This is a genomic window from Pantoea sp. AS142 (assembly GCF_037152305.1).
In the GTDB taxonomy this organism is placed as follows: domain Bacteria; phylum Pseudomonadota; class Gammaproteobacteria; order Enterobacterales; family Enterobacteriaceae; genus Pantoea.
The window spans coordinates 1-13,421 of the sequence record NZ_JBBCMO010000008.1 but is presented as its reverse complement, the minus strand read 5'-3'; the positions used below and the strand labels follow the sequence as shown (position 1 = coordinate 13,421).

Here is a 13,421-nt window from a genome sequence, read left to right as displayed (position 1 = left end):
TCGCTGGCTCAGGCCCGGTTAAAAAGGGCACTCTGTGGTGCATTACCTCATCGTTTTCACAGAATATTAGAGGCTATCTCATGGGCGGTATCAGTATCTGGCAATTGTTAATCATTGCCGTGATTGTTGTACTTCTGTTCGGTACCAACAAATTACGTAATCTGGGTTCCGATTTAGGCTCTTCGATTCGTGGCTTCAAAAAAGCCATGAGTGACGAGGATGATAAAAAGGATCAACCGAAAGAGCAGGACGCTGACTTCGCTGCCAAAACGCTGGCTGACAAACAGCACACTTCGGCTAATAAAGAAGAAACCAAGAACGATAAGCAGGTGTAAACCGTGTTCGATATTGGTTTTAGTGAACTGGTATTGGTGTTCGTGATCGGGCTGATTGTACTCGGCCCGCAACGTTTACCGGTTGCGGTGAAAACCGTGGTCGGCTGGATTAGGGCGATTCGTTCTCTGGCAGCCAATGTACAACATGAACTGGCGCAGGAACTCAAGCTTCAGGAGTTGCAGGAGAGCCTGAAAAAGGTGGAAGAAGCAGGCCGTGGCACGCTCTCACCTGAGCTAAAAGAGTCGATGGAAGAGCTGCGTAAAACTGCGGATTCAATGAAACGCTCGGTCAGTCAGAGCATCGACATTGAAAAAGAGGAAGACGAGGCTAACACCATCCATTCGGCTCAGCACAGGCCCGCGGCTCATCCGGTATCTGAGCCTGCGCCGGCGGATCCTTCGGCGACACCGGCTACTGCAGAACACCAGGCCAGTGCCCCGGCACAGACGCCGTCTGCGGTTTCATCAGGTGCGACGGTGCAACCTTCTGCTGCACCTTCTGCAGTCGCCACTGCTCCGGCACCGGCTTCTTCAGCAGTTTCATCAGGTCCGGCGGTGCAATCCTCTGCCGCAGCACCAACCGCTATGGCCAGCGCACCGGCACAGGCGCCCGCTGGCGACATCTCCAGGTCAGCCGATCCTGCGCGTTATTCCACATCCTCCTCTTCTGCAAGTGATGAACGATAATGGCCGTTGAAGATACCCAACCGCTCATCAGTCACCTGATTGAGCTGCGTAAGCGACTACTGAACTGCATCATTGCCGTATTAGCCATTTTCCTGATGCTGGTTTACTTCGCCAACGACATCTATCAGCTGGTCGCGGCACCCTTGATCAGTCAGATGCCAGTGGGATCCAGCATGATCGCGACCGATGTGGCATCGCCGTTTTTCACCCCAATTAAGCTGACCATTATTGTGTCGGTGTTTCTTGCGGTGCCGGTGATCCTCTATCAGGTCTGGGCGTTTGTTGCTCCGGCGCTATATCGGCATGAGCGCAAGCTAGTGATGCCGCTGCTGTTTTCCAGCACCTTTCTGTTCTACTTTGGCGTAGCTTTTGCCTATTTCGTGGTCTTCCCGCTGGCATTTGGTTTTTTCACCAAGACAGCACCGATCGGCGTCACCGTAGCAACAGATATCTCCAAATACCTCGATTTTGTCATGACGCTGTTTATGGCATTTGGCGTGGCGTTTGAGGTGCCGGTGGCGATTGTGTTGCTGTGCTGGACTGGGATCACCAGCCCGGATGAGTTGAAGAAGAAACGTCCCTATATTCTGGTGGGCGCCTTCGTCGTCGGGATGCTGCTCACACCGCCGGATGTTTTTTCCCAAACTTTGCTCGCTATTCCGATGTACTGCCTGTTTGAAGTCGGCGTATTCTTTTCCCGTTACTATGTGGGTAAAGGCCGCTGGTCACAGGATGAGGAAGAGAACACCGACTCCTGATGCTGACAGCTTTACCCGCACTGGCGGGAAGCGATCAATCCAAACCGCCCTGTTGGGCGGTTTTTGTTTATAAACTGTGGGAAAAACTATGTTTGATATCGGTGTGAACCTGACCAGCACGCAATTCGCCTCTGACCGGCAAAAGGTGGTTAAACGCGCGCGTGATGCGGGCGTCACCGGCATGCTTATTACCGGCACTAATGCGCTGGAGAGTCAGCAGGCTCAGCGACTGGCTGAAGATCAACCAGGGTTCTGCTGGTCTACCGCGGGCGTTCATCCTCATCATGCCAGCGAATGGTCAACGGAAATCGCCAGCACCCTGCGTCGCCTGGCCGAAAAACCGGATGTGGTTGCTATCGGTGAGTGCGGACTCGATTTCAATCGAAACCTGTCGGCTCATGAGCAGCAGGAGTATGCGTTTGACGCGCAGCTGGCTCTGGCGGCAGAACTCAATATGCCGGTGTTTCTGCACTGCCGTGAAGCCCATGCACGTTTCGCTGCCGTGCTTGCGCCCTGGCTGCCAAAACTGCCGGGTGCGGTGATCCACTGCTTTACCGGCACACGTGACGAGCTGGAAGTTTGTCTGGCAATGGGATTATCGGTGGGGATTACGGGCTGGGTATGCGATGAGCGTCGTGGCATGGAGCTGCGCGAACTGCTGCCGCTGATTCCAGCCGATCGCCTGCTGCTGGAAACCGATGCGCCTTATCTGCTGCCGCGCGACATGCGCCCGCGTCCGACCTCACGCCGGAATGAACCCTGCTTTTTACCGCATATTGTGCATCAGGTGGCGACATGGCGGGGTGAGAATGTAGAGGAACTGGCTGTTCGCATCGATCATAATGCGCGGACGTTGTTCAGACTGGCTTAAATCTTGCGGAACTGCTTGTTATCAACGCTGCGCATCACCTGCTTGTTCAGCAAATTAAGCAACAGAATCGAGCGCGTTTCACCATCTGGTTCGGCAAAAATGGCGCGCAGCCCCTCAAACGTCCCTTCGATGATGACCACTTCATCGCCGCTTTGGGGGGTCTCAGGGTCAAGCAGAATTTGCGGGACGTCGGTCTCGAGCGCTTCAATCACTGCCGACGGCACGGTCGCGGGAGTGGTGCCGAAGCGCACGAAATGACTGACACCGCGCGTGCTGCTGATTGTCGTGGTGTGAATCGCTTCCGGATCGAATTCAATAAACAGATAATTTGGAAACAGTGGCTCACTTACCGTGGTGCGCTTACCGCGCACGATCTTTTCCAGAGCGATCATCGGACTGAGGCAATGCACTTCCTGCCGCTCCAGATGCTCCTTCGCGCGCAATAGCTGTCCACGTTTGCAATAGAGTAAGTACCAGGATTCCATAACTGCTCCCATTGAATGGACGCTAAGAATAGCAAACCTGCTGCCAGAGTTATAGCGCAGGGGCAGGGTAAAGCGTTCTGTAAAGAAAATAAACTGAGACTTTTCTTAACATGCCAGATGGCAGCAGCAAAGATGATTGGAAATTGATGTCTGCCTGTGAGGCTGCCATATAAACCTCAGCATATCCGCTTAATCAGACCTATAATGGCCGATTCACTCTGGCCGGAAAGCTAAAGCCGCATGAAATATCATGATTTAAGAGACTTTCTCGCGCTGCTCGAACAGCGCGGTGAGCTAAAGCGCATTACCCAGTCGATCGATCCTGAACTGGAAATGACCGAAATTGCCGATCGTACGCTGCGTGCCGGTGGCCCCGCTCTGCTGTTTGAAAACCCGAAAGGGTACGATATGCCGGTCCTGTGCAATCTGTTCGGCACGCCAAAGCGCGTGGCAATGGGCATGGGCCAGGAGGACGTCAGCGCCCTGCGCGAAGTGGGTAAACTGCTGGCCTTTCTGAAAGAGCCGGAGCCGCCAAAAGGCTTCCGCGATCTGTTCGATAAGATGCCGCAGTTTAAGCAGGTTCTGAACATGCCGACCAAACGCCTGCGCAATGCACCCTGTCAGGAAGTGGTGTTCAGCGGCGATGAGGTCGATCTGACGCGCATTCCGGTGATGAAGTGTTGGCCTGGCGATGCGGCCCCGCTGATTACCTGGGGATTGACCGTGACGCGCGGCCCACATAAAGAGCGGCAGAATCTCGGCATCTACCGGCAGCAGGTGATCGGCAAAAACCGTCTGATTATGCGCTGGCTGTCGCACCGTGGCGGCGCGCTCGATTTTCAGGAGTGGACTAAAGCGCATCCGGGTGAGCCTTTTCCGGTCTCCGTGGCGCTGGGTGCCGATCCCGCCACCATCCTCGGTGCCGTGACGCCCGTGCCCGACACGCTGTCAGAATATGCGTTTGCCGGTTTGCTGCGTGGTAATAAAACCGAAGTGGTAAAGTGCCTGTCGAACAATCTCGAAGTACCCGCCAGTGCAGAAATCGTGCTGGAAGGCTATATCGAAGCAGGTGACATGGCGTCAGAAGGCCCCTACGGCGACCACACCGGCTACTACAATGAAGTAGATAGCTTCCCGGTCTTTACTGTTACGCATATCACGCAGCGTCATCAGGCTATCTATCATTCCACCTACACCGGCCGGCCACCAGATGAACCTGCGGTGCTAGGTGTGGCGCTGAATGAAGTGCTGGTGCCGATTCTGGTGAAGCAGTTCCCGGAGATCGTAGACTTCTATCTGCCGCCTGAAGGTTGTTCATATCGTCTGGCGGTGGTGACGATTAAAAAGCAGTACGCAGGACATGCCAAACGTGTCATGTTTGGCGTCTGGTCGTTTCTGCGGCAGTTCATGTACACCAAATTTGTTATTGTGTGTGACGATGATGTTAATGCGCGTGACTGGAACGACGTGATCTGGGCGATCACCACGCGTATGGATCCGGCCCGGGATACGGTATTAGTGGAAAATACCCCTATCGACTATCTCGATTTCGCCTCGCCCGTTTCCGGGCTGGGGTCGAAGATGGGGATGGATGCAACCAATAAGTGGCCAGGTGAAACGCAGCGCGAATGGGGTACCCCCATCGTCAAAGATCCGGCGGTCACCGCGCGCATTGATGCTATCTGGGATGAGCTAGGTATTTTTGATCAGCCGCCACAGCGTTGATGGCGAGCACAACCACAAAGACGACCCGACAGAGGGAACGCATGACAACGTTAAGCTGTAAAGTAACTTCGGTTGAGGCGATTACCGACACGGTCTATCGCGTTCGCCTGATCCCTGAAGCGGAATTCAGTTTTCGCGCGGGACAGTACCTGATGGTAGTGATGGATGAGCGTGACAAGCGTCCATTCTCACTGGCCTCAACGCCGATGGAAAAAGATATTATTGAGCTGCATATCGGCGCGTCCGATCTGAACCTCTATGCCATGGCCGTCATGGATCGTATCCGTAACGATCGTCAGATCACGGTTGATATACCGCACGGCGATGCCTGGTTGCGTGAAGAGAGCAGTAAGCCGCTGATTCTGATTGCAGGCGGCACCGGGTTCTCCTATGCCCGCTCGATTCTCCTAACTGCGCTGGCGGAACAGCCAGACCGTGATATCGCCATTTACTGGGGCGGACGTGAACTCAAGCATCTTTATGATATGGAAGAGCTGGATGCGCTGGCGGTGAAGCACCCGAACCTGAAGGTGATCCCGGTGGTCGAGCAGCCCGAAGCAGGCTGGCAGGGCCGTTCAGGCACGGTTCTGACGGCAGTGATGCAGGACTTCAGTACGCTCAGCGAGCATGAGATCTACATCGCCGGACGTTTTGAGATGGCGAAGATTGCCCGCGATCGTTTCTGTGCCGAGCGTGGCGCAGTGGAGTCACAGATGTATGGCGATGCGTTTGCCTTTATCTGATTCCCTTTAGCAGCCTGTAGCAGACAGAAAAAACCCGCCGGTTCACGGCGGGTAAATCTGACAAAGTAAGACTCAACGTATTACAGACGCTCGAATACGGTCGCAATGCCCTGACCCAGGCCGATGCACATGGTGGCGAGGCCAAAACGGGCATCGCGTCGCTCCATAATGTTCAGCAGCGTGGTGCTGATGCGTGCGCCGGAGCAGCCCAGCGGATGACCTAACGCAATCGCGCCGCCATTCAGATTGACCTTATCATCCATCCGTTCCAGCAAACCTAAGTCCTTGATGCAGGGCAACGTCTGCGCGGCAAAGGCTTCGTTCAGCTCAAACACATCGATATCACTGACGCTCAGTCCCGCCCGTTTCAATGCCAGTTTGCTGGCCGGTACCGGTCCATAGCCCATTATTGAAGGATCACAGCCCACCACCGCCATGCTGCGGATGTGCGCGCGCGGTGTCAGCCCCAGCTCACGGGCGCGTGATTCACTCATGACCAGCATGGCGGCCGCGCCATCTGATAACGCCGACGACGTACCCGCCGTGACGGTGCCGTTAACCGGATCGAAGGCGGGTTGGAGTGCCGCCAGCCCTTCGGCGCTGGTCTCCTCGCGAATTACCTCATCGAAGTCATAGCGTTTAAGAATACCGTCACTGTCGTGACCATAGGTGGCGACAATCTCGGTTGCAAAGTCCCCGCGCTGGGTGGCCTGCCATGCCCGCCGGTGCGAACGCAGGGCAAACGCATCCTGCTCCTCACGGCTGATATGATGCATCCGCGCCAGCATTTCAGCCGTTAAGCCCATCATGCCTGCTGCTTTTGCCACGGTACGGCCCAGACCGGGATGAAAGTCGACGCCGTGATTCATCGGCACATGTCCCATATGCTCCACGCCACCGATCAGACAGCACTGCGCATCACCGACCATAATGGCGCGGGCCGCATCATGCAGCGCCTGCATTGAAGAGCCACACAGTCGGTTGACGGTGGTGGCTGGCACTGAGTGCGGGATTTCGGCCAGCAGCGCGGCGTTACGCGCAATATTAAATCCCTGCTCCAGCGTCTGCTGTACGCAACCCCAGACGATATCGTCCAGTGATGTCGGGTTCACCGCCGGATTGCGGCTCAGGAGTTCGCGCATCAGATGCGCAGAGAGATCTTCAGCGCGCACGTGACGAAAGGCGCCGCCTTTTGAACGTCCCATTGGCGTGCGCACCGCATCAATAATCACCACATTTTCCATCTTTTTGCCCTCAGGCGCTTTTCAGCGCGGCTTCATCAATCGGTTTGGCGGCGGGATACCAGCTTTCATGCTGATGCGCTTTCTGCACCAGCAGCGCAGGCAGGGCATATAAGCCACCGAGCGCGCTATAGCGCCGGGCCTGATCCACCACAGTGCTGTTGCCCAGGGTATCGAGATAGCGGAAAGCGCCGCCACGGAAAGGCGGGAAGCCGAGACCATAGACCAGCGCCATATCCGCTTCAGCTGGCGAGGCAATGATCTTCTCTTCCAGGCAGCGCACTACTTCATTCAGCATTGGCAGCATCATGCGATTGAGGATCTCTTCGTCGCTGAAGACCCGCTTAGGCTGACAGACCTGCTCCAGCAGGGTATTCACTTCGGTATCAGCCACTTTTGTCAGCTTGCCCTTTTTATCCTCTTCCCAGCGCCAGAAGCCTTTGCCATTTTTCTGGCCAAAACGACCGGCATCAAACAGCAGATCGATCGCATCGCGATAGTCATGCTTCATACGATCCGGAAAACCATCAGCGATTACGCTTTGCGCGTGATGTGCGGTATCGATGCCCACCACATCCAGCAGCCATGAGGGGCCCATTGGCCAGCCGAACTGTTTTTCCATCACTTTATCAATTTGAAGGAAGTCTGCGCCGTCGCTTAGCAGCAGGCTGAAAGCGGCGAAATAGGGGAACAGCACCCGGTTAACAAAGAAGCCGGGACAATCATTCACCACGATCGGTGTTTTACCCATTTTACTGGCCCAGGCCACCACTTTACTCAGGGTCGCTTCACTGGTTTTTTCGCCACGTACCACTTCTACCAGCGGCATACGCGGCACCGGATTGAAGAAGTGCATGCCACAGAAATTTTCCGGGCGCTGCAGCGCCTGCGCCAGCTGGCTGATGGGAATGGTCGAGGTATTGGAGGCCAGAATCGCATCTTCACGCAGATGCTGTTCGGTTTCAGCCAGCACTTTGGCCTTGATCAGCGGGTTCTCTACTACCGCTTCCACTACCACATCGGCCTGTTCAAAACCGGCGTAATCCAGTGTGGGCTGGATTGTGGCGATTACACTGACGAGTTTATTGCCGTCGATTTTGCCGCGCTCCAGCAGTTTATTGAGCAGCTTGCTGGCTTCGTTCATCCCCAGCGTTAATGCCTGCGGATTAATGTCTTTCATTCTGACCGGCACGCCTTTCCAGGCAGATTGGTAGCTGATACCGCCACCCATGATGCCTGCACCCAGCACCGCCGCCTGAGCGGGTGCGCCACTTTCGCTGCCGCGCTTTTTCGCCAGACCTTTTACGTACTGGTCGCTGAGGAAGATGCCCACCAGCGCGCGTGCTTCATCAGACTGGGCCAGTGGCACAAACGCTGCGGTTTCAAGTTTCAGCGCGTCATCGCGGCCAAGACTGGCTGCGGCTTCAATGGTTTTTACTGCCATCAGCGGCGCGGGATAATGTTTGCCTGCGGTTTGCAGCACCATGGCTTTCGCGATAGTGAAGCTCATGGCCGCTTCAATCGGGCTGAGTTTCAGCGGAGCCAGCTTAGGGGCCCGGCGCGCGTGCCAGCTGCCATCAGTGGCAGCGGCCTTAAGCATGATGATCCCCGCCTCACGCAGTTTCTCGCGAGACACCACCGCATCAACCAGACCGAGTTTAAGAGCGGCATTGCCATCGACATCTTTTCCCGCCGCAATAATTTCCAGCGCACTGTCGGCGCCCAGCAGGCGCGGCAATCGCACGCTGCCGCCAAATCCCGGCATGATGCCGAGTTTGGTTTCCGGCAGCCCAATGCGTGCGTCAGCAGTGGCGATACGCAGATCGGTTGCCAGTACGCATTCACATCCGCCACCCAGCGCATAGCCGTCAATGGCGGCCAGAGTCGGTACCGGCAAATCTTCCAGGCGGTTGAAGATGTTGTTGGCGTAACTCAGCCACTGGCTTAGTTTTTCGGAGGGGGCATCAAACAGCGAAAGGAACTCGGTGATATCTGCCCCGACAATAAATGCAGGTTTAGCGGAGCTCAGCAGCAGGCCGCGCAGTGCTGGCTGCTGTTCCAGCACCGCAATCGCCTCGCCCAGACTGGCGACCGTTTGCGTATCGAGCTTGTTGACCGAGCCCGTAGCGTCAAAAACCAGCTCGGCGATGCCATCGTCCAGCCAGTGAAGAGTAAGGTTAGCGCCTTGGTAGAGCATGTGCGTCTCCTGAAACCGCGAAAGGTGATCTGGTCATACCAGATGATCGTGAGTGTGGGAGCGATGTTAATTATTTGCAAACTGCTCTTTGCTTATTTGCTAACAAGATCACAGCTGCGCCGACTTCGGCATCTGCACAAGGGGTATGCTAAACTTGCGGCCATTTCGCGACACTGGAGAGACGTCCATGGATTCACTGAAGACCTTGTATCACGCGCATATCGCCACGTTGCAACAACGGGCGCAGCAGGTGCTGGCACGCAATAAACTGGATGCGATGTTGATCCATTCCGGTGAATTGTTGACGGTGTTTCTGGATGACCACACCTATCCGTTTAAGGTAAATCCGCAGTTCAAGGCCTGGGTGCCGGTAACGCAGGTTCCCAACTGCTGGCTGTGGATTGACGGGGTGAACAAACCGAAACTGTGGTTCTACTCTCCGGTGGATTACTGGCACAACGTTGAACCGTTGCCGGACAGCTTCTGGACCGGGGATGTCGAGGTTATCGGCCTGAAAAATGCCGATGAGATTGCGCAACTGCTGCCTGCACAGCGCGATAACGTCGCCTATATCGGCCCGGTTAACGCGCGTGCGGCTCAGCTCGGTATCACTTCCGGCAATATCAATCCGAAAGCGGTGATCGACTTCCTGCATTTCCATCGCAGCATCAAAACCGAGTATGAACTTGCCTGCCTGCGCCAGGCGCAAAAGCTGGCGGTTGCGGGTCATCGCGCAGCGAAAGAGGCATTCTCTGCAGGCTTAAGCGAGTTCGATATCAACCAGGCCTATCTGACAGCAACCGGGCATCGCGATACTGATGTGCCTTACGGCAATATCATCGCGCTGAATGAACACGCTGCGGTGCTGCACTACACCCGGCTGGATCATCAACCACCGGCGAAGCGCCACAGCTTTTTGATTGATGCCGGTGCTGAGTATCTTGGCTATGCCGCCGATCTGACCCGCAGCTATGCGGCGCAGAGCAGTTCGCTCTATGGCAGAATGGTTGAGGCGATGAACGCCGAAGAGCTTGCGCTGATCGCTACGCTGAAAGCGGGCGTGCGCTACACCGATTATCATCTCCAGATGCACCAGCGTATTGCGAAGATGTTGCTGAAGTTTGAGCTGGTGCAGGGGATTAGCGAAGAAGCGCTGGTGGCTGAAGATCTGACCGGTCCGTTTATGCCACATGGTCTGGGGCATCCGCTGGGTCTGCAGGTGCATGACGTGGCTGGCTTTATGCAGGATGATCAGGGCACTCATCTCGCCGCGCCAGCGCAATATCCTTATCTTCGCTGCACCCGCGTGCTGCAACCGGGCATGGTATTAACCATTGAGCCGGGCTTCTATATTATTGACTCTTTACTGGCGCCGCTGCGTGAAGGTCGTTTCAGTCAGCACTTTAACTGGCAGGCAATTGATGCGCTTCGGCCTTATGGCGGGATTCGTATCGAGGATAACGTGGTGATCCATGCGCATCGCGTTGAGAACATGACCCGCGATCTGCATCTGGCCTGATGGAAGCCTTTGATATTCCCGCTGTGCCATTGAGCAGCAGTGAGCAGACGATTAAAAAGAGTCGCTTCATTACGCTCCTGGCACATACCCAGGGTGCAGAGGAAGCGCGCGCGTTTGTCCAGCAGGTTAAAAGTGAGCATCCCGCGGCCCGGCATCACTGCTGGGCCTGGATAGCGGGCGCGCCGGATGATTCTCAGCAGCTCGGTTTTTCCGATGATGGTGAGCCTTCAGGCACCGCAGGAAAACCGATGCTGGCGCAGTTGATGGGCGCGAATATTGGCGAGATTACCGCGGTGGTGGTGCGTTATTATGGCGGCATTATGCTGGGAACCGGTGGTTTAGTGAAAGCGTATGGCGGTGGCGTCCAGCAGGGGCTGAAACAGCTGCCGCGACAGCGCAAAGTGCTGATGAAATTGTTCACTTTGCAATGCGACTATGCACAGCTCAGTGATATTGAACGGCTGATACAGCGTTTTGAAGGTAAGGTGACCGACAGTCAGTTTCAGGATCGCATTGCGTTGACGCTGGCTCTACCTTACAGACAGATCGACGGATTCAAAAATAATCTGTCAGACTTTAGTCGGGGCGCGTTATCGCTGATCCCGCTCATACCTTGATGTTCATCTTTTTATTTAAAGGAACGGCTGAATGCACTTTCGCGCCATTACCCGCATAGTCGGTCTGCTGGTGATCCTCTTTTCAGTGACGATGATTTTGCCCGGCCTGGTCGCATTAATTTATCGCGATGGCGCGGGGCGGGCGTTCAGCCAGACCTTTATGATGGCGCTGGTCATCGGCTCGTTACTGTGGTGGCCGAATCGCAAAAAGAAAACCGAGCTCAAACCGCGTGAAGGGTTTTTGATTGTCGTACTATTCTGGACGGTGCTGGGCAGCGTAGGGGCGATGCCCTTTATCTTTGCAGAGCAGCCGCATCTTTCGGTGACGGATGCGTTCTTTGAATCTTTCTCTGGCCTGACGACGACCGGTGCCACTACGCTGGTGGGCCTGGACACGTTGCCTAAGGCGATCCTCTTCTATCGGCAGATGCTACAGTGGCTTGGCGGCATGGGGATTATCGTGTTAGCGGTAGCGATACTGCCGATTCTGGGCGTCGGGGGCATGCAGCTTTATCGCGCTGAAATGCCGGGGCCGCTGAAAGATAATAAAATGCGACCACGTATCGCGGAGACGGCCAAAACACTCTGGTTGATCTACGTTCTGCTGACGGTGGCCTGTGCGCTGGCATTGTGGCTGGCGGGAATGCCAGCGTTTGATGCTATCGGCCACAGTTTCTCAACTATCGCGATTGGCGGCTTCTCAACTCATGATGCCAGCATCGGCTACTTTAACAGTGGCACCATTAATACCATCGTGGCGGTGTTTCTGCTGATCTCTGGCTGTAACTACGGCCTGCACTTTGCCATGTTAAGCGGACGCAATCTGCGCGTGTACTGGCGCGACCCTGAGTTCCGCATGTTTATTGGCGTTCAGCTGACGCTGGTGTTGATCTGTACGCTGGTGCTCTGGTTCCATAATGTTTATGACAGCGGCTGGCAGACGCTTAACCAGGCCTTTTTCCAGGTGGTTTCAATGGCGACGACGGCGGGATTTACTACCGACAGCATTGCACGTTGGCCGTTATTCCTGCCAGTACTACTGTTGTGCTCCGCTTTTATTGGCGGATGTGCCGGTTCGACCGGGGGGGGCTTGAAGGCGATCCGCATACTGCTGTTATGTAAGCAGGGTAACCGTGAGCTTAAACGTCTGGTTCACCCTAATGCGGTCTATACCATTAAGCTCGGCAATCGGGCACTGCCGGAACGTATACTTGAAGCCGTTTGGGGATTCTTCTCGGCTTATGCGCTGGTGTTCCTGATCAGCATGCTGGCGATCATTGCCACCGGCGTCGATGACTTCTCAGCTTTTGCTGCCGTTGCTGCGACGCTGAATAACCTCGGGCCGGGCTTAGGAGTCGTAGCCGATAACTTCACCTCAATGAATGACGTGGCGAAATGGATTCTTATTTCCACCATGTTATTCGGGCGTCTCGAGGTATTCACCTTGCTGGTGCTGTTCACGCCTACTTTCTGGCGTGAATAATTAATAAGGATGCTGACATGAAAGCGCTGATTCTCTATTCCACTCGCGACGGACAAACAAAGAAGATTGCTTCTTCTATTGCTGATGTGATCCGTCAGCAGCAGCAATGTGATGTGCAGAACATTCAGGATGTCACTCCGCCTGACTGGGCACAGTATGATCGCGTGTTGATTGGCGCATCTATCCGCTACGGCCATTTTCAGCCGGTAGTCGATAAGTTCGTCAAACAACACCTTGATGACTTGCAGCAGCGTACCAGCGGTTTCTTTTCGGTGAACCTGACGGCGCGCAAACCTGAGAAGCGTTCTCCTGAAACCAATGCCTATACGCAGAAGTTCTTGTCACACTCGCCCTGGCAACCCGATTGCTGTGGAGTGTTCGCGGGCGCGCTCTATTATCCGCGGTATCGCTGGTTTGACCGCGTTATGATTCAGTTAATTATGCGCATGACCGGCGGTGAGACCGATTCAACCAAAGAGGTTGAATACACGGACTGGCAGCAGGTACGTACTTTTGCTAATGATTTTGCACAGTTACCAGGCAAATCGTAGCTAAATAGCGCGAATTGATGAAAATTACTTCGAATGGTAATCTTTTCGCAATAAACACTTGTCAGCCTCCGAGAACGCCCTATAATGCGCCTCCATCAACACGGCACACCGGCAACGGGAAACGGGTTGAGAGGCACAGGAGACTGGGCCGCCGGAGAAAAACTTCTGAAATAGAGGTTGACTCTGCAGGAGGAACGCGTAATATACGC

At 55.0% G+C, this 13,421-nt stretch carries 13 protein-coding genes; 10 read left to right on the top strand and 3 right to left on the bottom strand.

Annotated elements, in window-relative coordinates:
- Window positions 1–80 precede the first annotated feature (80 nt).
- From tatA to tatD, 4 genes are all read left to right on the top strand, one after another.
- Window positions 81–335, top strand: a complete 255-nt coding sequence (tatA, locus tag WFO64_RS14920; RefSeq protein WP_337012884.1) for a Sec-independent protein translocase subunit TatA — start codon at window positions 81–83, stop codon at window positions 333–335.
- Window positions 336–338: 3 nt separating this feature from the next.
- Window positions 339–1,022 (top strand): Sec-independent protein translocase protein TatB, encoded by a 684-nt coding sequence (gene tatB, locus WFO64_RS14915; protein WP_337012883.1) that lies wholly within the window; start codon window positions 339–341, stop codon window positions 1,020–1,022.
- Window positions 1,022–1,780 (top strand): Sec-independent protein translocase subunit TatC, encoded by a 759-nt coding sequence (gene tatC, locus WFO64_RS14910; protein ID WP_337012882.1) that lies wholly within the window; start codon window positions 1,022–1,024, stop codon window positions 1,778–1,780. Before tatB ends, tatC begins: the two co-directional genes overlap by 1 nt.
- Before the next feature lie 88 nt (window positions 1,781–1,868).
- A complete protein-coding gene (tatD, locus tag WFO64_RS14905; RefSeq protein ID WP_337012881.1) occupies window positions 1,869–2,651 on the top strand; it encodes a 3'-5' ssDNA/RNA exonuclease TatD in 783 nt (260 codons plus the stop codon).
- On the opposite strand, the gene rfaH is transcribed toward tatD, so the two are convergent.
- Window positions 2,648–3,136: a transcription/translation regulatory transformer protein RfaH gene (rfaH, locus tag WFO64_RS14900; protein WP_337012880.1), complete on the bottom strand. Its 489-nt coding sequence runs from the start codon at window positions 3,134–3,136 to the stop codon at window positions 2,648–2,650. The genes tatD and rfaH overlap by 4 nt on opposite strands.
- A gap of 240 nt (window positions 3,137–3,376) precedes the next feature.
- Between rfaH and ubiD the strand changes: the two genes are divergently transcribed.
- Window positions 3,377–4,861: a 4-hydroxy-3-polyprenylbenzoate decarboxylase gene (ubiD, locus tag WFO64_RS14895; protein ID WP_337012879.1), complete on the top strand. Its 1,485-nt coding sequence runs from the start codon at window positions 3,377–3,379 to the stop codon at window positions 4,859–4,861.
- 41 nt (window positions 4,862–4,902) lie between these two features.
- Window positions 4,903–5,604, top strand: a complete 702-nt coding sequence (gene fre / locus WFO64_RS14890; RefSeq protein ID WP_337012878.1) for an NAD(P)H-flavin reductase — start codon at window positions 4,903–4,905, stop codon at window positions 5,602–5,604.
- Between the two features lie 80 nt (window positions 5,605–5,684).
- On the opposite strand, the gene fadA is transcribed toward fre, so the two are convergent.
- Window positions 5,685–6,848, bottom strand: coding sequence for an acetyl-CoA C-acyltransferase FadA (gene fadA / locus WFO64_RS14885; protein WP_337012877.1), 1,164 nt, complete (start codon window positions 6,846–6,848; stop codon window positions 5,685–5,687).
- A gap of 10 nt (window positions 6,849–6,858) precedes the next feature.
- Entirely contained in the window at window positions 6,859–9,042 is a 2,184-nt protein-coding gene (fadB, locus tag WFO64_RS14880; protein WP_337012876.1) for a fatty acid oxidation complex subunit alpha FadB, read from the bottom strand.
- Window positions 9,043–9,229: 187 nt separating this feature from the next.
- On the opposite strand from fadB, the gene pepQ reads away from it, so the two are divergent.
- Genes pepQ through hemG form a run of 4 tightly spaced genes read left to right on the top strand, consistent with a single transcriptional unit; the run spans window position 9,230 to window position 13,212 of the window.
- Window positions 9,230–10,561, top strand: a complete 1,332-nt coding sequence (gene pepQ, locus WFO64_RS14875; RefSeq protein ID WP_337012875.1) for a Xaa-Pro dipeptidase — start codon at window positions 9,230–9,232, stop codon at window positions 10,559–10,561.
- Entirely contained in the window at window positions 10,561–11,178 is a 618-nt protein-coding gene (locus WFO64_RS14870; RefSeq protein WP_337012874.1) for an IMPACT family protein, read from the top strand. Before pepQ ends, WFO64_RS14870 begins: the two co-directional genes overlap by 1 nt.
- A 31-nt stretch (window positions 11,179–11,209) precedes the next feature.
- Window positions 11,210–12,661, top strand: coding sequence for a Trk system potassium transporter TrkH (trkH, locus tag WFO64_RS14865; RefSeq protein ID WP_337012873.1), 1,452 nt, complete (start codon window positions 11,210–11,212; stop codon window positions 12,659–12,661).
- Between the two features lie 17 nt (window positions 12,662–12,678).
- Window positions 12,679–13,212: a menaquinone-dependent protoporphyrinogen IX dehydrogenase gene (gene hemG / locus WFO64_RS14860; protein WP_337012872.1), complete on the top strand. Its 534-nt coding sequence runs from the start codon at window positions 12,679–12,681 to the stop codon at window positions 13,210–13,212.
- Window positions 13,213–13,421: the final 209 nt, after the last annotated feature.